19 protein-coding genes are annotated in these 22,778 nt (G+C 34.0%); 12 read left to right on the top strand and 7 right to left on the bottom strand.

The window, feature by feature from the left end:
• Positions 1-72: 72 nt before the first annotated feature.
• Positions 73-405, bottom strand: coding sequence for a hypothetical protein (locus tag INR75_RS02145; RefSeq protein ID WP_223090567.1), 333 nt, complete (start codon positions 403-405; stop codon positions 73-75).
• A 702-nt stretch (positions 406-1,107) separates the two neighbouring features.
• Between INR75_RS02145 and INR75_RS02140 the strand changes: the two genes are divergently transcribed.
• The 3 genes from INR75_RS02140 to INR75_RS02130 are packed head-to-tail and all read left to right on the top strand — an operon-like array spanning position 1,108 to position 8,333.
• Entirely contained in the window at positions 1,108-4,110 is a 3,003-nt protein-coding gene (locus INR75_RS02140) for a SusC/RagA family TonB-linked outer membrane protein (RefSeq protein WP_223090566.1), read from the top strand.
• 10 nt (positions 4,111-4,120) lie between these two features.
• Entirely contained in the window at positions 4,121-5,521 is a 1,401-nt protein-coding gene (locus INR75_RS02135; protein ID WP_223090565.1) for a RagB/SusD family nutrient uptake outer membrane protein, read from the top strand.
• Positions 5,508-8,333: a M16 family metallopeptidase gene (locus tag INR75_RS02130; protein ID WP_223090564.1), complete on the top strand. Its 2,826-nt coding sequence runs from the start codon at positions 5,508-5,510 to the stop codon at positions 8,331-8,333. The genes INR75_RS02135 and INR75_RS02130 overlap by 14 nt, the downstream gene beginning before the upstream one ends.
• Positions 8,334-8,371: 38 nt before the next feature.
• On the opposite strand, the gene INR75_RS02125 is transcribed toward INR75_RS02130, so the two are convergent.
• From INR75_RS02125 to INR75_RS02100, 6 genes are all read right to left on the bottom strand, one after another.
• Entirely contained in the window at positions 8,372-8,650 is a 279-nt protein-coding gene (locus INR75_RS02125; RefSeq protein ID WP_223090563.1) for a DUF6520 family protein, read from the bottom strand.
• A 28-nt stretch (positions 8,651-8,678) separates the two neighbouring features.
• The gene (locus INR75_RS02120) at positions 8,679-9,155 is read right to left on the bottom strand and encodes a MauE/DoxX family redox-associated membrane protein (RefSeq protein ID WP_255584616.1); all 477 of its coding nucleotides are present in this window, start codon (positions 9,153-9,155) and stop codon (positions 8,679-8,681) included.
• A 92-nt stretch (positions 9,156-9,247) separates the two neighbouring features.
• Entirely contained in the window at positions 9,248-10,162 is a 915-nt protein-coding gene (locus tag INR75_RS02115) for an AraC family transcriptional regulator (protein WP_223090562.1), read from the bottom strand.
• Positions 10,163-10,874: 712 nt separating this feature from the next.
• Positions 10,875-11,441 (bottom strand): YceI family protein, encoded by a 567-nt coding sequence (locus tag INR75_RS02110; protein ID WP_223090561.1) that lies wholly within the window; start codon positions 11,439-11,441, stop codon positions 10,875-10,877.
• 80 nt (positions 11,442-11,521) lie between these two features.
• Complete coding sequence (locus INR75_RS02105) at positions 11,522-12,799, bottom strand: hypothetical protein (protein ID WP_223090560.1); 1,278 nt, start codon at positions 12,797-12,799, stop codon at positions 11,522-11,524.
• 22 nt (positions 12,800-12,821) lie between these two features.
• Positions 12,822-13,361, bottom strand: a complete 540-nt coding sequence (locus INR75_RS02100) for a YceI family protein (protein WP_223090559.1) — start codon at positions 13,359-13,361, stop codon at positions 12,822-12,824.
• Positions 13,362-13,677: 316 nt separating this feature from the next.
• Here INR75_RS02100 and INR75_RS02095 point away from each other — a divergent pair, with 316 nt between their 5' ends.
• The 9 genes from INR75_RS02095 to gmd all read left to right on the top strand — a co-directional run bounded on the left by INR75_RS02095 (position 13,678) and on the right by gmd (position 22,678).
• Positions 13,678-14,157, top strand: coding sequence for a UpxY family transcription antiterminator (locus tag INR75_RS02095; RefSeq protein WP_223090558.1), 480 nt, complete (start codon positions 13,678-13,680; stop codon positions 14,155-14,157).
• 342 nt (positions 14,158-14,499) lie between these two features.
• Positions 14,500-15,501, top strand: a complete 1,002-nt coding sequence (locus INR75_RS02090) for a mannose-1-phosphate guanylyltransferase (protein WP_223090557.1) — start codon at positions 14,500-14,502, stop codon at positions 15,499-15,501.
• 14 nt (positions 15,502-15,515) lie between these two features.
• Positions 15,516-16,106: an adenylyl-sulfate kinase gene (cysC, locus tag INR75_RS02085; RefSeq protein WP_223090556.1), complete on the top strand. Its 591-nt coding sequence runs from the start codon at positions 15,516-15,518 to the stop codon at positions 16,104-16,106.
• A 3-nt stretch (positions 16,107-16,109) separates the two neighbouring features.
• Positions 16,110-17,015: a sulfate adenylyltransferase subunit CysD gene (cysD, locus tag INR75_RS02080; protein ID WP_092539484.1), complete on the top strand. Its 906-nt coding sequence runs from the start codon at positions 16,110-16,112 to the stop codon at positions 17,013-17,015.
• Between the two features lie 35 nt (positions 17,016-17,050).
• Complete coding sequence (gene cysN, locus INR75_RS02075; protein WP_223090555.1) at positions 17,051-18,307, top strand: sulfate adenylyltransferase subunit CysN; 1,257 nt, start codon at positions 17,051-17,053, stop codon at positions 18,305-18,307.
• The gene (gene cysQ, locus INR75_RS02070) at positions 18,300-19,097 is read left to right on the top strand and encodes a 3'(2'),5'-bisphosphate nucleotidase CysQ (RefSeq protein WP_370629877.1); all 798 of its coding nucleotides are present in this window, start codon (positions 18,300-18,302) and stop codon (positions 19,095-19,097) included. The genes cysN and cysQ overlap by 8 nt, the downstream gene beginning before the upstream one ends.
• 27 nt (positions 19,098-19,124) lie before the next feature.
• The gene (locus INR75_RS02065) at positions 19,125-20,519 is read left to right on the top strand and encodes a nucleotide sugar dehydrogenase (RefSeq protein ID WP_223090553.1); all 1,395 of its coding nucleotides are present in this window, start codon (positions 19,125-19,127) and stop codon (positions 20,517-20,519) included.
• A gap of 45 nt (positions 20,520-20,564) precedes the next feature.
• Positions 20,565-21,515 carry a GDP-L-fucose synthase gene (locus INR75_RS02060; protein ID WP_223090552.1) on the top strand — a complete coding sequence of 317 codons (951 nt, stop codon included), beginning with the start codon at positions 20,565-20,567 and terminating at the stop codon, positions 21,513-21,515.
• A gap of 38 nt (positions 21,516-21,553) precedes the next feature.
• Positions 21,554-22,678, top strand: a complete 1,125-nt coding sequence (gene gmd / locus INR75_RS02055) for a GDP-mannose 4,6-dehydratase (RefSeq protein WP_223090551.1) — start codon at positions 21,554-21,556, stop codon at positions 22,676-22,678.
• Positions 22,679-22,778 lie beyond the last annotated feature (100 nt).

The raw sequence follows: 22,778 nt of genomic DNA, 5'->3' as shown, positions 1-22,778 counted from the left end.
AAATATATACTGCTTTATAAGATTAGAGAATAAAAGTAACTAACTAGTGTGAAAAATTATAAGTTTATTCCTTTAAGATTCTTTTTCTAGATTTTTATAGGCCTTTTTCACTAATTTTCCTTTCGTGGATTTCTGAAATTTGAGCTGTGAATTTTCTTTTTCTACAAGTGTGAAAAAATCGGAAAGTGAAATTTCTAGAAAATCACATATGGCAAATAATTTGCTACATGTGACATTATGATTTTTGGAGGTATATCTTTCGATTCCAAGGCTTTTTTCCACTTCTGCAAAATAGTCATTGTTTAGTTTTAACAATGAACTCTTATTGGCTTTTTGGGAGTATAGTTTTCTTATTACCTCTGTGATTGCTTCTGTTAATTCTGGTATTTTGATCTGTTTACGCATATGTAAACAAATTGACATATAAACAATTAACATAGCAATTACACATGTGTAAATATTATTTACTATATTTGTTTTTATAATTAATATATTTGCAATTCTTCAAATAAGAAAAAATTAGAAGCTATTGCTTAGAATCTCGATCTGAAAACTGGTAATTTTTATGTACATGAGAGGATAAGTAAATAAGCTCACGAACCGCGGCGTGAGCTCATCTTATTCGTGTACAGGGTATACCAGTGCCTCAGATCGATAAGTTGAGTCCTCACGCCTATTTTTATAGCTATTTAGTACTCTTCAATAAATCTTCGCAGACTTCATAATTTATTAAAGAATAGCAAGTGCACTGACAATTGATTCTTTTTGGGGTTTTTAAGGCTTCTAATTACATCTTGCTTTAAAAATACATGTATGTAATTAAAAGGATGGAAATATTGTCTTTTACCGTATATAAGATGGCTTTTACGGTGCAGGGGGCTACAGCTTATCCCTATCTCTAAGCTGTGGTGCTGGGTGGGTGAGGTATGCCCTAAAACAATTAAAATGTAAGAAAAGGAATGTTTAATTTAAAAAGAAATCTATAAGAACAGATTAGGGAAACCAACACAAATTGGATTAGCTTAAAACCCTCCCATTGAGATTGGAGTCCGGTGGGGAGGGCTTATGGCTTGATTAACTATTAAAGTAACAAACCACAGCGAAATTATGAAAAATAATTACAAGTGCTACAATATTGCAGTACTAATACCCCTATTATATATATTTTTTCAGCTAGGGACTGGAAAAGTCTATAGCCAAAACAATCAAAATCAGCAAACCATTTCAGGTATCATTAATGACCAGGACCGTTTACCACTTCCGGGTGTGAATGTTCTTATTAAAGGAAGTTCTACCGGAACCATGAGTGATATGGATGGTTATTATAGTCTGAGGGCTTCCATTGGAGATACCCTGGTCTACTCTTATGTAGGCTATCAAACTCTAGAAAAAGAGCTCACGCCCGGGTTCATTGGAGACTTAATAATGCAACCTGCAACCGATGCCTTATCCGAGGTCGTTATTAACGCCGGGTATTATAATACAACAGAGCGAGAACGAACGGGTAATATCGCAAGAGTTACTGGTAAGGATATAGAATTACAACCGGTAACCAGTCCTATTGAAGCCCTACAAGGAAGAATGGCAGGGGTCTCTATAGTTCAACGAACCGGAATACCAGGTACGGCATCCCAGATCCAAATACGTGGACAGAATAGTCTTCGAACCACTTTTGAAAACGACGGAAATCTTCCTTTATATATCATTGATGGTGTACCTATAGATTCCGGTCCTATAAATAGCTTTAGTGGAATGACTACTTCTTCATTAACAGGTATCGACCCATTAAATTCTTTGAATCTGGCTAACATTAAAAGTATAGAGGTTCTTAAAGATGCAGATGCCACTGCTATTTACGGATCTCGCGGAGCTAATGGGGTAATTCTGATAACTACAAAGCAAGGAGAAAATTTTAATCAAAAAACAAAAATCAATGCTCGTATTTCAACAGGAATAAGTGAAGTAAGTGATTTTTTAGATTTACTAGGTACTGAAGATTATATTCAATTAAGGGAAGAGGCCTTTACAAATGATGGTGTAAGTCCTACAGCTTCAAATGCCGAAGATCTGGTGCTGTGGAATCGAAATCGGGAAACTGACTGGCAAGAAGTTTTGATTGGAGGTACTGCTGAAACCACGAACGCTAACATCAACATTTCAGGAGGGAATCAAACTACAGCATTTCAGCTTTCAGGCGGATATTTTCAAACAGGAACAGTTTTTCCTGGGAACTTCGGATACGAAAAAATTTCAACCGGAATCAGCTTAAATCATAAAACTAAGAACAATAAACTTCAACTTGGTCTGTCAATTAATTATGGTTTAGATAAAAATAATCAATTTAACAGTGCCAATTTCCTTTCGGGAATAACTCTTTCTCCCAACGCTCCTGAACTTTATAATCAAGTTGGTTCGTTAAATTGGGAAAACTCTTCCTGGACAAATCCATTAGCAGTCACTTTAAATAAAAGTACTGCAACTACTCGTCAACTAATAAGCAGCATGAGAGTACTATACAAGATCACTAAAGATATAGAGTTTACTACAAGTGCAGGTTATACCATGCTGGATAACAATGAACTTGTAAAAAATCCTGTAGAAGCCTATGACCCGGAAGTACGAGATCGTGCTGCTGCAAGATCAAGCCATTCTTTTACGGATCGTAGTTCCTGGATTATAGAGCCTCAATTGAATTATAATAGGACTTTTAGCAATTGGAATTTAAACGCACTGATAGGAACTACATTTCAACAGCGGAAAACCCAAAATCTCAGAATGAGTGCTGTGGGTTATGCAGACAATCACCTTGTAGGAAATCTTGCAGCAGCCGATGCAGTCTATGTTTCCAATAATCAAGATATTTTATATAGGTATAATGCTATATATACGCGATTGGGGCTCCAGTTCCGTAAAAGATACCTACTAAATTTAACCGGAAGACGTGATGGTTCTTCGAGATTTGGCCCCAATAAACGTTTTGCAAATTTTGGAGCTATTGGTGGTGCTTGGATTTTCTCGGAAGAAAATTTGTTGAATAATTTATCTTGGTTAAGTTTTGGTAAATTAAGAGGGAGCTACGGTATCACCGGGAGTGATCAAATTCAAGATTATGGCTATTTAGATACGTACTCTGCTACGCCGGCACCGGGAGGTTTATATCCTACTCAACTTGTAAATCCAGAATATTCTTGGGAAACTAATAATAAACTTGAATTCGGATTTGAACTTGGATTTTGGGATGATCAATTAAGATTTCAATGGAGTTGGTATCGTAACCGGTCGTCTAATCAACTTGTGGGATATTCCTTGCCGTCAATTACAGGATTTAATTCTGTACAAGCTAATTTACCCGCTACCGTGGAAAACACAGGATTAGAAATTGAAGGTACGGCTACAATCCACCAATCTGATAAGTGGAGTTGGGTAAGTTCATTTAACTTAACCTTTCCTAATAATAAACTCATCTCCTTTCCTGGGATTGAAGAAACCTCTTATGCAAATATTTACCGTGTAGGAGAGCCGCTTTCAACAAGAATTTTATATCGATTTCAGGGTGTAGATCCTCAAACCGGATTATATACAGTTGAAGACGTGAATGATGACGGCAATTATGATTACGAAGACCGTATTGTTAATAAAAGTATTGAAAGAAGAGCATTTGGTGGACTTCAAAATCAGCTAAGCTATGAGAATTTTAGTATCAACTTTTTAATGGAGTTTGTGTTTCAGGAAGGTAGTAAAGTGTACAGAACCGCACCGGGAAGAATGAGCAATGTATTACAGCAGGATTTTGATAATCGATGGCAGAGTGCCGGAGATACCGGGACTTTCCAAAAACCGTCCCAATTATCAGCCTCAAACAGAGCTTATTCTAATGCATTTAATAGTGATTTCGGAATTTCTGATGCTTCATTTTTAAGATTAAAATCTTTGAATTTAAGCTATAATCTTCCTGTAGCCAGATCTCAATTTCAAGCTATAAGTCTTTACATTCAGGCACAAAATCTCTTTACGCTAACAAAGTATAAAGGCTTAGATCCTCAAATACCAGGTAGTACAGTATTGCCTGCCCTTAGAACAATCACTGCCGGTTTAGATATTAATATTTAAAAATATACCCATGATAAAATTAGATACATCATTTAAGATAGGATGTCTTTTAGTGCTGATCATAAGCTTTTATTCTTGTGAATCATTTGTTGATGTAGAAATTCCAAATGATAGAATTACAGGCCTAACGGTATTCGAAAATGATCAAACTGCCCTGGATGCGCTGGATGGATTATACAGTCAATTGTTTAATACCAATTTTGCAGCAGGGGGAAATCGTTCTGTGAGCTTTTTAAGTGGACTTTCTGCAGATAACTTTGAACTGACCTCGACAACTGCACAATTGCAGGAATTTTTTAGTCACCAAATTTCTCCTGACAATAGTTTTAATCTCGATTTATGGTCAGGAGCTTATCAAACTATATACGCTGCCAACGCAATTCTGGAAGGTACTGAGAACTCCAGTAATTTAAGCGAAGAAACCAGAAATCAATTAAATGGGGGTGCAAAATTTGTACGGGCTTTTGCATATTTCTACCTGGTAGAGCTTTACCACAATATTCCACTAATACTTACTACAGATTACAGTATAAATGCAACAATAGAAAGTTCAGATGCATCGACAATTTTTAATCAAATCGTCGAAGATCTAAATGAGTCATTATCATTACTCGATGAAATTTACATCAATAATGAGCGAACTTCTGCAAATTCCTATGCTGCTATGGCCTTATTGGCTAGAGTTTATTTATTTCAGGGAGATTGGGAGCAAGCTGAATACTACAGTAATCAAGTAATCATGGCTACAGATACCTATGAACTTTTGCCTGATCTAAATAATATATTTTTACCTAATAGTCGCGAGGCCATTTGGCAAATATCACCTGCCGGTTGGGGGGGCAGTTTTCGACATACCAGAGAAGGTAACCTCTATATCATGACCTCTTTCAATAGTAGTTCGGTCGTATTTTCAGAAGATTTCTTATCTATATGGGATACTAATGATCTAAGATTTCAATCCTGGATTGGGAGCTTTGAGTATGAGAACTCCATATATTATTATCCCTTTAAATATAAAGTACAGTATGATAATACGGCCGGAGAAATACCGGAATATTCTATGGTCTTGAGATTACCTGAGCAATACCTCATAAGAGCTGAAGCTCAGATGAGAATGGGAGATATACAAAATGCCATTAGAGATTTAAATATACTAAGAAATAGAGCAAATACATCCCTCATAGGTACACAAGAAATTTCTGAAGATCAAATGATGGAATTTATTCTATTGGAGTATCGCCGAGAGTATTTTTCGGAATGGGGACATCGATGGTTAAGTCTTAAGCGTTCTTATTCCACTTCAGAAACCTCAAGTTTTTGGTCACAATGGGATACCATTAATTTATTCTATCCCATTCCTGATGCAGAACGTATGAAGAACCCTAATTTGGTGCAGAATGATGGATATTAAAACACATATCACTTTGTATTTATTGCTTTTTATAACCATTACTGCGAGCAGTAATGGTTATAATGGCAATAAAGTAGATCAGGATTCTAGTTTGTTTGCGGGAGAGGTCATATCCGGGGAGTTAGCAAATGGACTTCAATATTATATTAAACCATTAGATAGTGTGGATCGCATCCACATGGAGCTATTTATTGAAGTTGGAACTGTAAATGAAACCAAAGGAGAACAAGAGCTTGCTCATTTTATTGAGCATATACCTATAGGCCAATTTAAAATTCAAAATCTTAAGAATGAAAATGGATACAATTTTTCCAGCCAACATGGTCTCAAACTCGGAGGTCATGTTGGATTGCATTATACTAATTACAGTTTTTCTTTTCCTGCTATAACTAATGGCTTTTCTAATAAAGGCTTAGAATATCTAGCGGAAATTTCCAAAGGAAAAATTGTATTAGATTCAAATTTTATAAATTCTGAAAAAGCTATTCTTTTCGAAGAAATTATAAACAGGTCTGATATTAATGGAGGTCCATTCCAAATGCAGCAAATTGAAGCTAATTTTTTCGAATGTAAAAATAATCCGATTGCTCCAGATAGTTTGTGGAATCACATACAAACTTTTACCGTGCCAAGGGTAAAGAAATTTATCGATGAATATTATACCCCTCTGTCAAGCACCATCATCATTGTAGGTAATATAAAAAATCCATTAAAATTGGAATCTGAAATTATTCGGACATTTTCATCTCCTCAAGCACGTAAAAAAATGAAGGTTTTACAAGAATGTTCAGAAATAGATACAAAAGACCAATCTAAATTTCTTGTTTTAAATAATCTTAGTCAGGATCTAACTAATCGAAAGGAAGTTATATTTTATTTTTTTCATAGATCACCAAAAGTAATAGATCATCTTAATAATTTGCAAATTGATTTTATTGAACAATTAATACCAGGGATAATAAATGATGTTATAATGAATACTCCCAGAGATTATTCTCAAAGGTTTAGTTTAAGTGCAACGAACAGCGAACAATTCTATACAAACTTCATAAAATTAAGAACTGAAATGGGTAATGAGAGAAGTAGTATTGAGTTGATGCAAAAACTATTGTATAAACTAGAGTCCAACGGAATTGATTCATTACATTGGGCTACCCTCCAAAGGAGAGGGGATAAAATGCTAATTCCAAAATCCAACAATACCATTTCTTATTGGCGAAATAGCTTAAAAGATATTATTTCCTCAAAAAGATTTAATAACAAAATTGATCAAAATACTTTGGAAGAATGGTGGTCTGCATTAAAATTAAATGATTTTAATAAGCTTTTAAAAAAATCTATCTCAACATTACCTGACGATATTGCTGTAATTGCCCCCCTAAACTCCATACATGATTCAATATACTGGAAAACTAGTACCCAGCTGTGGCTTAATGAGGCTATAAGTACAAAAATGGAATCTAAAAAAAGTTTTTCTAAGTTGGATAATATCCCTTTCCAATTGGAATATGATGAGCAAGCACCGGATAGATTTGATAATAGAGTATTCATCCTATCAAACGGTATAAAGATTATTTTTCATTCTAAAAAAGATATTGTAGCATCAGAAATCTTGAAAATACACGGATTTAAAAAAATTAAAATGGCTCATAGAACACCTCAGGAAAAAGCCGAAATTATAATTGCCCCTTTAGTTATTCGAAATGCAGGTATTTTTGATATGGATAAGTATGCTCTAGAAAATGTATTGCAAAAAAATAATTTATCTTATTTGTATCCTTATGCAACCGAATCTGAAATTGGCATTAAAGCCCGGGGAAATATCAATGATTTGGATAACTTTTTTAAATCCCTTTACGGTTATATTAATTCACCCAGAGTTGACTCTTTAGCGTTTAAAGATTGGCAATATCAAGAATGGCAGCGTTTTCTTCATCCACCAATTAATAGAAGTATTTCCGATTTTGAAATTGCAGTGCTTAGTGAACTTTCAATTCCTCATCAGGATATAGCAATCAGTGATAGGTATATGGCAAGTACAAGTGTCGTAATGGATAGTATATACAATATTTATAATTCATTATACGGAAATGCCAAATACTGGACATTTCTAATTTCAACAACAAAAAATGCAGATGAAGTCATACCTATAATTAATAGGTATTTCAAGTATATACCAAGCAAACCATCTCAAAATAAAGAATGTCAACAGGAAAGTATAAATACAAAGTTACCTTTATCGCGTATTTCTAAAACAATATATCTTTCCTCTATCCCCAAGGACAATACTATTTTGTCTCTTAATTATTTGAGCTCTTATCAAAAGGATGATAGAAAATTGGAAATCCAATTTGATATTTTAAAAGAAATTATATCTAGGCGTATAAAGAACTTACGCTATACCAAGAGAAGAGCAATATATGATTCCTCAATCGGATCAAATAAAATAAAATATAATTCCATTTTTAGGATTGCTATCACTATACCTACTAGAGAAGAGGAAATAGAATTTATCAAAACTGATATTACTGAAATTTTAAAAGAAGTGAAGACTATTGGAATTGATGAAACGGAACTGGAAAATATTATTACTGATTATATAAAACCAAAATACCAACATATATTGAATAATGAAGAGGTTCAAATGAATGACTTATATGATTTTTATAGATATGGGACTACTCCGATCTCAAAATCAAATTTGAAAAGTTTTTTAACTCATTTAGATGCAGAAATGATAAGACAAGCGGCAAATAAAATATTCACATCAGAGCATTTATTTGAATTCATTGGGAAAAACCCTTTAAAGTAGAAATATTAAAAAGCCCCTTGTTTAAGGGGCTCATCTTATTAGTCTTCCATTTCAGGTAAATTATATGGAACCTCAGAAGTACTAGTATGCTCTACTTGTAAAGCTTGATCCGCATAAACAATATATGGTGTATCGTCATCACCAAAGGTAACTTCACATCTATTTGTTCCAGAATCACAAGGATTACTCTCCAGTTGAGTGGCAACACCATTAAGGTTAACCCACCCTGCAGTCTGTACATTAGCTTTTGTTGAAAAAGCAAGACCAAGGGCCATTGCGATTGCCATTACCGGCATTAAAATTTTTGAAGATTTCATAATTTTTGAGTTTTAATTCATACCTACTCTATCCTGTCAGGTTTTCGGCTTCCCCTGCATCGTCACGTAACAATATTTTATATTCATTTTTACTATTAAGATATATTCCCAGGCCGCTTAAGAGTGTAAGACAAATGTTGAAAAGTAGATGCCCTCTCCAGCTTAATTCACTTATAATACCTCCGCAGGAACAAGGTAGGTTATCGCTAAAAACCAGTATTCCGCCTATGTAAATACTAAAAATAAGCATCAGTAAAAACACCAGGTACCATCCTGATTTTAAGTATTTACCACTTATAAGTAATCCTGAAATACCTATTTCTAGCATCGGTATTATAATAGACACAAATCGAGCAAGAAAGGAATATCCAAAAATGGGACTGTTTAAAAGATCATTATAAAACTTTCGATAATCGATAAGCTTGCTTATGGCAGCGTATAAGAACAAAACAATAAAAAGAAACCGGAGTATTAATTCAAGTTTTATTTTTAGCACCCTTTTCATGATTGTTATTGTTTTGAATTTCCATAGAATAAAATTGCGCAATAAAACTTAATCAAAGGGGAGGCTAATTTGTCAATTTCATATAAATTGACCTATTTTTTATCGGTGCGAACCATATATCGATATTGTTTAGGAGATAATTTTGTTATAGTTTTAAAGCGTTTGGAAAAATCGGGGTATGAGCCATAACCCAATTTTATTGAGATCTCCTTCAGGCTTAAGTCACTATATTCGATTAAAAGTTTGCTTCTTTCGATGCGTTTCCTTGCATGATACTGGAAGGGAGTATATCCGAATATTTCTTTGAAGCCCTGAGTGATCTTATGGGTATTGGTGTTAAATTCCAGAGCCAAATCTTCTATATTTATTAAGGGCTCTTCAAGATGTTGGTCAATATACACCTGAATACTATGAAATAATTGCTGATCCCATGTGGTATAGGTTTTTAATTTCGTTTTCTTTTGAAGATTATCTCGATCCTTTGTTAGTTCTAAGAAAAATGAGGTAACAATATATTCCTTCTTTTTTTCGTCATAAAATTTTGAAACGATCGTATCTAAATGAATATTTAAGAGGTTGTCAAATTTATACTCAAGTAGAATATAAAAAGAAATATTTTTGGGTTTTTCTAAAGACTTTATTTTTTTAAGCCAACTTTTTTTGGAAGGCTTGGCCAGTAACTCCTGAAATGGGATTCCTATAAGATCAGTACTATTTACCGTTTCGGTTTTTGGGGTATCAAAGCTCAATTTTTGAATATTAAGTCTATCATCTAACTGAAAATTTGCCGTTCGAATTCTTACGACTTCATTATGACGGTTGATCCACAAAAACTGCTTCTTGGAACGATTAAGTTCTTGCATAGTCTGATTAGTATATGTAATCAGTCCTTCAAGTTCATCTTTATAACGGCTACGAATAATTTCATAAGAAAAGTTTCCTTTTGCTATCTCTGTTAAGAGACGATAAATGCCGCGTAAATTCTCCTTAGTAAATTTCCGTTCCATATTTTTATGATTTTTGGTTTACATATCTAGAGTGTAGGGTTTTAAAAAATTAAGAGTCTGAAACTTATTAGTAAAAAAAGCTGTTGGCTTTGTGTGTTTAAGGTGCTTAAGGTAAAATTGAGTTAAGCTTATCGAAATAGGGTAGATCCCATAAATTCCTACTGCGCTTATCAGAGTGCTTCCCTCGTTTGCTAGATAATACCTGGCAAGAGAAGTGGATCCAATGACACCTGAAATGTCACAGAATACAGGGAACTCTCTGTTCTGTTGAAATAAAAGACGATCACTAACTATTTTTTTGGCAATTTTCAGATCAATAATAGTCTGTTTCTTGTATCGTACATGCAGAATATTATCATCAATCCAATAGGTGCCATACTTACCTTTATACATAATTGAGGATGTTTTTTAGTTAAGAATGGTGGACCTGGCAGTAAGAATCCGCTAGGATTATAATTCAAGTATCTGGTAAATATAAGATTATTAGGTAAAAAATACTTGTCTGATACTTAAGTGAACTTGTCTAATTGGCTATTTTTTCATCTCATATCCGGATAAACCAAGATAAATATACAGTTCTGGGTTTGATTAAAATCCGGGCTTGATTTATTAATATTTTGGACAAAGATTGGTTGTTGAGGGGGGATGTATGGAAACTATGTTGGGAAGATGATGTCCAATAGAAATTTTCTGTTCCTTAGATTTATTTAATTTATTCCTTAAAATATAGGTCAAATTCAATTTCTATTTCTTCTTTCACTTTTATTAATCCGAAAATCTTTTTAGGTGGCTCCAGTTTAAAGTCATCAATATTTAAGTGAATAATGCCTTTATAATTCGATTTAGAATGATCGATTTTCACCGGAACCTTATACAGTTTTTTAATTCCTGCAATTTCAATATTCAATGAAATTAATGCTGAATTTTGAGATTGGAGTTTAAGTTCTTTTAGGTTTAAATAGATGAAAGGGTATTTTTCAGCTTTAATAAGAGCTTCAAAATCTCGATTTATTGGTCGGCTTCCACAATCAAAAGCCTTAGCATTAAGTTTTAGTGAAGTATTTTGGAAAATAAGGTTTTGTTGCTCTCTTTCAAAGCTTGCTATTAACTTCTCTGGTAATTCGGTAGGATTAAAAATACAGTTGAAGCTGTTAATATTGGTGTCTCCGCTAATTTTTAGCTGAGATTGTTTAGAAATAAGCAATGTTTTTTGCTCCAGGTTTTGGGAAAAGATGTTTGTACTAAATAAAAAAAATAAAAGAATAGCTAAAGTTCTCATTTATAAGGGGATTTAATGAAAAATAAGAAAAATAAAAAGGAGAGCGATAAACTCGCTCTCCTAATGTAATTGGAATTTATCTAAAAGCTAATTACGGCTTCAATTGTTGCACCACTAAATTGTCCTTCATTTAAAATGCTTGTTTGGCTAAAGTCATCGTAGTTTTGAACTACATATTCAGCTTTTAATAGGATGTTGTCTGTCATAAACCATCCTGCTGCAGCCTGGAATCTATTAATGTTTACATCTTGTCCTGAAGGATCTTCAGCATCAAGTACATTGTAACGAGCACCGATGTAAATATTTTCATCAAGTCCGAATCTATAGATTAACTCACCTGCGTATTGGTTAGCGGTACGATCATCTACTTCAGCGCTACTTTTTCCTGTAGCAGTTTCTATTGTTCCGAAGAATTCAAGACCTCTATACTTCACGAAAGGGTTAATCATAATTGCAGTGATTTCGTTAGATAATCTAGGATCGTATCTTGAAGCTCTAAAATCGTCACTTTCACTACCTAAGGCTTGCATTACATTGTAATATCTTGCACCTGCTCTATCTGCACTGTATAAGTAGGTATTTGGAATGTAGCCAGTATTGTACATAGATCCAGTAAGACGTAATCTAAGATCATTATTAATTTGTTTGTCATATCCTAGTTTAGCTAAAAATGAAGCGCCTCCGGTTTTACCATATTCATTTTCGCTAACAGATTGGTTTAATTTACCGTTTGTAAAACCTACCATTCCTATAAATCCATTGCGACGGTAGTATAGTTCAGCTCCAACTTCTGTAGTGAAAGCATCCATGATTAAGTTACCAACAAATGGGTTATAAATGGCTTGTGCGTTATCAGATCTACGGAAGTGAGCATCACCATAGTTGTTTTCCATATGACCTATTTTGATGGTTGTATATTTCATGAAGTCTTCTAAGAAGCCTTCATGTACAAAGTTTAATTTATCAACCAATAGATAGCCTCCTTTTACATATGGTTCGTGGTGGTGTCTAGAAGATAGGTAGGTACGCAGGTGCATTCTAATCCCATCGTAAAGTGCCACATCTATGTCGAAATTGGCAGTTGGTAGGTTAAAATTTTCACCAATACCTTGTAACTCATAACCTTCTAAATTCGCATTTTCGTTATCTAAAGCTTGGAACTGTAAGGCAAAGGCACCACCAATTCTAACGTCTAAGCCATCAAAAGAAGATATAGTGTCTTTTGGTGCTTCAAACACATTGATGCCATCCTTTCCAGGTTCGCGGTAATTATCAAGACTTCTGTTGTTTTGAGCTTCCATACTTATTCCTAAAAATAAGAAGAAGGCAATAGCGGAGATTTTAAATATAGTTCTCATGTTAATAAAATTATGTTGTTGATTATTGGTTTACTTGAAAATTGAAGTTTATGGTAACTTCTTCACCTGTTTTGATAGTACCCATTAGCGCTGTTGGAGGTTCAATGCCAAAGTCTGTCATGTTGATGGTGTGTTTTCCAGAAATTTCTACACCCTGACTCGCTTTTTTAGTACTTACAGGAATGGCAACCGTTTTTGTTTTGCCATTTATAGTAAGTTTTCCTGTTATTTTACTTGCACTTACTTCAGTTGAAGAAAACTTTACAGTTGGATAATCATCTTCGTTAAGGGCTTTGTAAGCATTTTTGTCCATCCCGCCTTTACCACTTTCTAGTGATTTTACAGGAATTTCAACTGAAATCTTTGAAACATTTCCACTGTTGGTTTCTACGTTTGCAACAGCTTTTTCTGAGGTCATTTCCCAATCATGAATGTTTGAGGTTCCTTCAACAAGAATTTCAGTTTTAATAGGTTTTAGGTTTTGACTGTTTCCTGATGCTCCTACGAAAAGAAAAATAAGAAGAGCGAATACTGAATAATAGTTAAGGGATTTTGTTCTCATGGCTTTATTGATTTTGTTTGAGACAAATTTCCTTCAATAAGCCAGCTTAAATTATGACTATTATCATATTTCGTAAAAAAGCATTTGAAATTTTGTGAACTTATCAACTATAGCGTTATAGCTAGGAGTTTAATTGATTGTATCGATAAAAATTTAGTTTTAATCTTTTCGATATGGTAAAATCGTGTTAAAACATTTATATTTATACCTTCAAAATTCACATAAGCTAATATTGTTTAAGAAAACTCCCCCTAATACGTTTTTTTAAATTACTTGCCCCAAATTAGTTTTGAGCTTTTAAACTAAATTTATTGGTATGTCTTGGTATGTAATTTATACAAAACCAAAATCAGAAATTAAAACAGCAAAAAGGCTGGAAAAAATAGGGGTTAATGTTTTTTGTCCTGTTCAAAATGAAATAAGGCAATGGAGTGATCGTAAGAAGAAATTTACTGTTCCATTGTTTACATCTTACCTGTTTGTACAATTAGAAGAAAAAGATCGAGCTAAAGTTTTTGATGTTCCTGGGGTAAATAATTATTTATTCTGGCTTGGGAAACCTGCGATTGTTCGTGATACTGAAATAAAGCTGATAAAAAATTGGCTAGAGGACGATTTAATAGATGAGGTGAAGGTGTCTAATTTAAAACCAGGGGATCATCTTACAATAAAGAATGGAGCTTTTAAAGATAAGAAAGCAACTATTCAGGAAATAGGAAAAAGAAAATGCAAGCTGATTTTGTCTAATTTGGGAATTTTGCTTGAGGCGAAAATTAGTGAAGTATGTGTGTCTTAAGTTTTTGTTAATTGTTAAAAATAACCTATTACTTATTAGATTATCAATAATAAAGTTAATAGCTTTTTGAAATTAAGATAATAGTAACAAAAGCTTAAATTTTATCTTGGCTAAATTAACATTTATTTATAGGTTAGTGGTCTATAATTGAATAGATTTGGCGTTCGATTTTATGAAAAATAGGTGAAAAATGAGATGAAGATCTAGGTTGTTTTATATAAAATAACATGATCTTTTTTCTTTTTTATAAAGCTGAAAATTAGCACTTGGGAGATTTTATGTGTGACTCCTGCGGCGGAGCCGTGAAAAATTTTATCTTTAAGCAAACTAACTAATTAAAATATGAGTGCGACTTATCATGTAATTCTAACAGGAGGTGTTGGTAGCCGTTTATGGCCACTTTCCAGAAAATCACAACCTAAACAATATTTAGAGATTTTTAAGAATGATTCTTTATTCGAATTAGCTGTTAAACGAAATCAAAAGTTTTCAGATGGTTTAATAGTGGTTGGCAATAAAGATAATAGAAGCTTATCCATTAAAAGTTTAGAAAAACTTCAAATAGAGAAATATCATGAAATCGTAGAAGCTACACCTAGAAATACAGCACCTGCAATTGCATTTTCAGCATTTCAGGTTAATCCAGATGATATTTTGGTGGTTACACCTGCAGATCATATTATAAAAGCAGATGAAAATTACGATAAAGCGGTTTCGAAAGCTATTAGATTAGCAGAAGATGGAAATATAGTAACATTTGGAGTGAAGCCAACAAGGCCTGAGACCGGTTATGGTTATATTGAAAGCGAAGGACAATCTGTATTATCTTTCCGTGAAAAACCAAACTTAGAAACCGCAAAGGAATTTTTACATCGAGGTAATTTTCTATGGAATAGTGGGATGTTTTGTTTTAAAGCAGGAGTTTTTCTTTCTGAATTAGAAAAATATGAGCCGAAAGTGTATAAAAGCTCTAAAGAAGCTTTTGAAAAATCACAGGAAGGCAAGCTTGATGAAGCTTTATCTATGGAGATTCCGTCGATTAGTGTCGATTATGCGGTAATGGAGCGAAGCGAGCTCATTAAAGTAGTTAATGCTGAATTTGAGTGGAGTGATATGGGAAGCTTTGAAGCCGTTTATGATTATTTTGTAGAGTCTGGATATCCAACAGATGCCGATGGGAATATGGTGATAGGTTGTGATAAGTTTACTGCTTTTGTAGGTATGAAGAATAGCATATTTGTAAATACAAAAGATGCCATCTTAATTTTAGCTAAAGAAGCTTCTCAGGATGTTAAGGGAGTTTATCAACAATTGGTCGATGAGAAATCAGAACTTATTCAATAAAAAATAATCTATGAATGGGTAATGTTATTCCTCATAAATATGAAATAACCGCAGTTAAAAGGGCTTTGTTGAAGAATCAAAAACCACTTGTTGTTTGGTTTAGTGGCCTTTCAGGTTCCGGGAAGTCAACATTAGCAAATTTGCTGGAAAAGAAACTGTTTGCAGAAGGATTTCATACTTATATACTTGATGGGGATAATATTCGTTTAGGTCTTAATAAGGATCTTGGTTTTGATCAGGATTCCAGAAATGAAAATATTAGAAGAATAGCCGAAGTTTGTAAACTTTTTCTAGATAGCGGATTGATAGTAATCGCTGCGTTTATAACACCAAAGGAGAAGGATAGAAGAATTATTGAGTCTATTTTAGGAGATCAGTATTTAGAAGTTTTTGTAGATACTCCGTTAGAGGTTTGTGAGAGTAGGGACGTGAAAGGATTGTATAAAAAAGCAAGAAATGGTGAAATTTCAAATTTTACCGGAATATCATGCGATTTTGAAATTCCTTTGAATCCCGATTTGCATATTAAAACCGAATCAGAAGGAGCTGAAGAAAGCATTGGTAGAATATTTCAGTATATTCACGGCCGAATAAATGAAAATTGAAAAATGAAAAAGTATTATCTGAATTATTTAGATGAACTTGAATCAGAAGCAATATATGTATTGCGAGAAGTTTGGGCACAGTTTGAAAATCCTGTGATCCTTTTTTCCGGAGGAAAAGATTCTATATTAGTTACTCACTTGGCTAAAAAAGCTTTTTATCCAAGTAAAATTCCATTCTCGTTATTACACGTAGATACGGGGCATAATTTTCCCGAAACAATTGCTTTTAGAGATGATTTAGTTGAAAAACTTGGAGTTAAACTTTTAGTGGGTTCTGTGCAAGAATCTATTGATGAAGGCCGCGTTCAAGAAGAAAAAGGAAAGAATGCAACAAGAAATGCCCTGCAAATCACTACGCTTTTAGATGCAATTGAAGATAACAAAATTGATTGCGCTATTGGTGGAGGTCGTAGAGATGAAGAAAAAGCTCGTGCAAAAGAACGTTTTTTCTCACATCGAGATGACTTTGGGCAATGGGATCCTAAGAATCAACGTCCTGAATTGTGGAATCTTCTAAATGGAAAATATTTTGAAGGTGAACATTTTAGAGCATTTCCTATCAGTAATTGGACTGAAATGGATGTTTGGAATTATATAAAAAGAGAAAATATTCAAATTCCATCCCTTTATTTCGCTCATCAAAGAGAAGTGGTGTGGAGAAATAATTCCTGGATTCCGGTTTCAGATTTTCTGAAATTAGAAGAAAACGAAGAGGTTTTTTCAAAGAAAATCAGATTTAGAACCTTGGGTGATATTACAATCACTGGAGGAATAGAGTCTGATGCTGATACTTTAGAAAAAATCGCAGAGGAAGTTTCAACTATGCGAAAAACAGAGCGTGGAGATCGATCAGACGATAAGCGATCTGAAACGGCAATGGAAGACAGAAAAAAACAAGGTTATTTTTAATAAAATAGGTCGAAGACCTTAAGATATAAGTTACAATGGAAATTAGTAATAATCAGTTATTACGATTTACAACTGCGGGTAGTGTAGATGATGGTAAGAGTACTTTAATAGGCAGACTTTTATATGATTCCAAGTCGATTTTTGAAGATCAGTTGGAGTCGGTTACCGCAACAAGTTCTAAAAAGGGTCATGAAGGTGTTGATTTAGCGCTTTTCACAGATGGTCTAAAAGATGAAAGAGAGCAGGGGATTACGATTGATGTTGCGTATCGATATTTTACCACCCCAAAAAGAAAATTTATTATAGCAGATACTCCTGGTCATATTCAATATACCAGAAATATGGTAACAGGAGCATCAACAGCTAATGCAGCAGTAATTCTTATAGATGCCAGAAATGGAGTAATCGAGCAAACTAAAAGACATTCTTTTATAGCTTCTCTTTTAAATATTCCGCATTTAGTAGTCTGTGTGAATAAGATGGACTTAGTTGATTATTCTGAAAAAGTTTTTAATAAAATTACGAGTCAGTTTGAAGAATTCAGCAGTAAATTATTGATGAAAGATGTGCGATTTATTCCAATTAGCGCTTTAGAAGGTGATAATGTGGTAAATAAATCAGAGAATATGAGTTGGTATGCTGGAGGAACATTGCTTAATGTTTTAGAAACGCTACATATTAGTAGTGATATCAATAAAATTGATGCCAGATTCCCAGTTCAAACGGTATTAAGACCGCAGTCTGATGAATTTAGAGATTATAGAGGTTATGCAGGTAGAATTGCGAGCGGAATTTATAGAAAAGGAGATGAAGTGGCTGTTTTACCTTCAGGTTTTACTTCAAAAATTAAGTCAATTAATACCGGTGAGATCGAAGTTGAAGAAGCTTTCGCCCCGATGTCTGTTGCTCTTACATTAGAAGATGATATAGATATTAGTCGAGGAGATATGATTGTTAAAAAGAATAATCAGCCAGAGCCATCACAAGAATTTGATGTGATGTTGTGCTGGTTAAATAACGATGCTGCAAAGCCACGTGCTAAATATATAATTCAACATACTTCGAACGAGGAAAGAGCAATGATTAAATCTGTGGTTTATAAGGTAGATATCAATTCATATGAACGTGAGGAAGGTGATGGTAGTTTAAAAATGAATGATATCGCTCGGGTTAAAATTCGTACTACAAGAAGATTAATGATCGATTCTTATCGCGATAATAGAAATACCGGAAGCATTATTCTAATTGATGAAGGTACTAATGAAACTGTAGCAGCAGGAATGATTGTATAATTTGAAAAATCAGTATTTAGAGATAGCGATTAAGGCAACTTTTGAAGCGGCAAATGAGATAATGTCAATTTATAGAGGAGGGGATTTCGGAATTGAAATGAAGACTGATAATTCACCTCTGACCAGAGCTGATAAAGCTGCACATCTAATTATAAAAAAGGAGCTTGAAAAAACTGGAATTCCGATCCTTTCCGAAGAAGGAAAACATTTACCTTATGAAGAAAGAAGAGATTGGGATAAACTTTGGATTGTAGATCCTATAGATGGTACTAAAGAATTTATCAAGAAGACCGGGGAATTTACAATTAATATTGCCCTGGTAGAGAATAAAAAACCTATTATAGGAGTCGTTTATGCGCCGGCTTTAAAGCTTATTTACTGGGGATCGCAGGCAGGATCGTATAAGCTGAGTGAGGTTTCGAATTTTGCAGATTTTGAAAGTAATTTAGAAGAAAAACAAAGATTGCCTTTACAGGATCAGAAAGAAGCCTTTGTAATTGCTGCAAGTAAATCACATTTAACCGAAGCTACAAAGAGATTTATTGATCGAAAGCGTGACAAATTCTCCAAGGTAGAAGTTATTTCAAAGGGTAGCTCGTTGAAGATTTGTATGGTAGCAGAAGGGATTGTTGATTGTTATCCTAGATTTGGAACCACTATGGAATGGGATACCGCCGCAGGGCATGCAATCTGTTCTTATGCAGGCGCTCAGATTTTGGACCTGAGCCATAATCCTTTAAAATATAATAAAAAAGATCTTAGGAATACGGAGTTTCTTTGCAAGAATTAATGTAGTAACTAACTAAAAGTAATAAAAATGAAAATTAAGAATATCTGCTGTATCGGAGCTGGATATGTTGGAGGGCCAACAATGTCTGTTATAGCTCAAAAATGCCCAGAAATTAATGTTACCGTAGTAGATCTTAATGAAAAGAGAATTGCTGCATGGAATGATAAAGATGTCGAAAATATTCCAATTTATGAACCGGGTTTATCTGCTGTAGTTGCCGATGCAAGAGGGCGAAATCTTTTCTTTTCCACAGATGTGGATGAGGCGATCGATAAAGCAGATATGATATTTATTTCTGTGAATACACCTACAAAAACCTATGGTATAGGTAAGGGTATGGCAGCAGATTTAAAATGGATTGAATTATGTGCTCGTCAGATAGCAAGGGTGGCTACTTCTGATAAGATAGTTGTGGAAAAATCTACCTTACCGGTAAGAACGGCTCAGGCTTTAAAGAATATTCTGGATAATACAGGTAACGGAGTTAACTTTCAGATCCTTTCAAATCCGGAGTTTTTAGCTGAAGGTACTGCAGTAGATGATTTGTTACAGCCGGATAGAGTATTAATTGGTGGCGATCTGGATTCAGAAAAAGGTAAGGATGCAATGCAAGCCTTAGTCGATATTTATGAGCATTGGGTGCCTCAGGCAAATATCCTTACAACAAATGTTTGGTCTTCTGAGTTGTCGAAGTTAACAGCGAATGCCTTTTTAGCGCAGCGTGTTTCGAGTATTAATGCAATGTCCGAACTTTGTGAAGTAACTGGTGCAGATATTAATGAAGTAGCTAAAGCAGTAGGAATGGACTCCAGAATAGGAGCAAAATTTTTAAAAGCTTCCGTTGGTTTTGGAGGTTCCTGTTTTCAAAAAGATATTTTAAATCTGGTGTATATTGCCAAAAGTTTTGGTTTAAATGAAGTAGCTGATTATTGGGAGCAGGTGATATTAATGAATGATCATCAAAAAAGGAGATTTGCGGCTAATATTGTAAAAACACTTTATAACACCGTTTCAGGAAAAAAAATAGCGATGCTGGGTTGGGCATTCAAGAAAGATACAAATGATACCCGGGAAGCGGCTTCAATTTATGTAGCGGATTATTTATTAAATGAGCAGGCAGAAATAGTTGTATACGATCCAAAAGTTACTGAAGAACAGATCTACGCAGATTTAAATTATTTAGGATCGCGATCTGATGAAGAAAACAGAAAACTAGTTAAAGTTGTGAATACATCTAAAGAAGCTTGTATAAAGGCCCATGCCATTGCTGTTATGACTGAATGGGATGAGTTTTTAGAGATCGATTGGCAATCTGTATATGAAAACATGTTAAAACCTGCATTTTTGTTTGACGGGCGCAAAGTGTTGGATAAACAAAAAATGAAAAATTTAGGCTTTAAATTTTACGCGATAGGAAACTAATCAAATAGTAAATTCGAGATTAATAATTACATTTAATATTAAGATATGGATAAAAATTCTAAAATATATTTAGCTGGACACCGAGGTATGGTTGGTAGTGCTATATGGAGAGCTTTAGAAAAAAAAGGCTATTCAAATTTAATAGGTAGGACGAGTGCTGAGTTGGATCTTAGAAACCAGGCTGAAGTTAATGCTTTTATTTCCAAAGAAAAACCAGATGTAATTATTGATGCCGCTGCTCGGGTAGGAGGGATTTTAGCTAATAATGATTATCCCTATACATTTTTAATGGAAAATCTACGAATCCAAAATAATCTGATAGAAGCAGCTCATAACTTAGAAGTAAAAAAATTTATCTTTTTGGGGAGTTCTTGTATTTATCCAAAATTTGCACCTCAGCCATTAAAGGAATCTTATTTGCTTACTGGACCTTTAGAGCCTACTAATGAATGGTATGCAATAGCGAAAATAACTGGAGTTAAAGCCTGTGAGGCGATAAGAAAACAGTTCGATAAAGATTTTGTGAGTTTAATGCCAACTAACTTATATGGTACCCATGATAACTTCGATCTTAAAACCTCTCATGTTTTACCGGCTATGATTCGTAAATTTCATGAAGCTAAAGAAAATAATAATAGCACTGTGGAGTTGTGGGGGAGTGGTTCGCCAATGCGAGAGTTTTTATTTGTAGACGATATGGCCGCAAGCGTCGTATTTGCATTGGAAAATGTACTTCCAGATCATTTGTATAATGTAGGCACGGGTGTAGATATTACAATAAAGGAGTTAGCTGAGGTAATTCAGCAAAAGGTAGGTCATACAGGTGAGATTGCCTGGGATAGCTCTAAACCCGATGGTACGCCTCGTAAACTAATGGATATTTCCAAAATGCATGATCTGGGATGGAAACATAAAATCGATCTGGAAGAAGGAATTGAAAAGACGTACAATTGGTTCCTTGAAAATATTGAAAATTTTAAGGAAGTAAAATTATAATCTAATAATAAAATTAATAAGTAAGGAATATTTTAATTATGAAAGTCGCACTAATCACAGGAATTACAGGTCAGGATGGATCCTATTTAGCTGAATTATTATTAGAAAAGGGCTATATGGTTCACGGAATAAAAAGAAGAGCTTCTCTATTTAATACTGATAGAATAGATCACTTATATCAGGATCCACATGATCCAAAGCAGAGACTAAAATTACATTATGGGGATTTAACAGATTCCATGAATTTAACGCGGATTATACAGGAAACGCAACCGGATGAAATTTATAATTTAGGAGCAATGTCCCATGTTAAAGTTTCTTTTGATTCTCCAGAATATGTAGGGAATGTTGATGGATTGGGAACTTTGAGAATTTTGGAAGCTGTGAGATTATTAGGTTTGGAAAAAAAGACCAGAATTTATCAGGCTTCAACTTCTGAATTGTATGGTGGTTTACCAGAGAATAAAAACGAAAGAGGTTTTTATGATGAAACCTGTCCGTTTTATCCACGTTCTCCATACGGAGTAGCAAAAATTTATGGATTTTGGATCACTAAAAACTATAGAGAGGCTTATGATATGTATGCCTGTAATGGCATTTTGTTTAATCATGAATCGCCAAGAAGGGGAGAAACATTTGTTACAAGAAAAATTACACGTGCGGTTGCAAAAATAGCTTTAGGATTACAGGACAAAATTTATTTAGGGAATTTAGAGGCACAGAGAGATTGGGGGCATGCTAAAGATTACGTTCGCATGATGTGGATGATTTTACAAGCAGAAAAAGCTGAAGACTGGGTAATAGCCACAGGTGTAACTACAACGGTTAGGGAATTTGTACGTATGGCTTTTGAGGAAGTAGGTATAGAATTAGAATTTAAAGGAGAAGGTGTAGATGAAAAAGCTTATGTAGTAGCCTGCAAAGGAGATTATAAAGTTGAAATAGGGAAAGAAGTTCTTTCAGTAGACCCTTCATATTTCCGTCCAACAGAAGTCGATTTATTACTTGGAGATCCTTCAAAGGCCAAAGAAAAATTAGGCTGGGTCCCAGAATATGATTTGAAAGGTTTAGTTAAAGATATGATGGAAGGAGATGTGAAATTAATGAAGAAAGACGTGGATCTTTTAAAAGCTGGTCATACAATTTTAAAGCAACTTGAATAACTATTAATTTTATTAGAATCAGTAGAAATATGATAGAGTTTTCATATCGTTTGAAATTAAAATTAATTCAACAAAAATTTGCTTGCATGGAGTATTCTAA

The sequence above is a fragment of the Zunongwangia sp. SCSIO 43204 genome (genome assembly GCF_019904275.1).
Lineage (GTDB): Bacteria > Bacteroidota > Bacteroidia > Flavobacteriales > Flavobacteriaceae > Zunongwangia > Zunongwangia mangrovi.
Note: the sequence above shows the minus strand (reverse complement) of the source record. Positions and strands in the feature narration are given on the sequence as shown.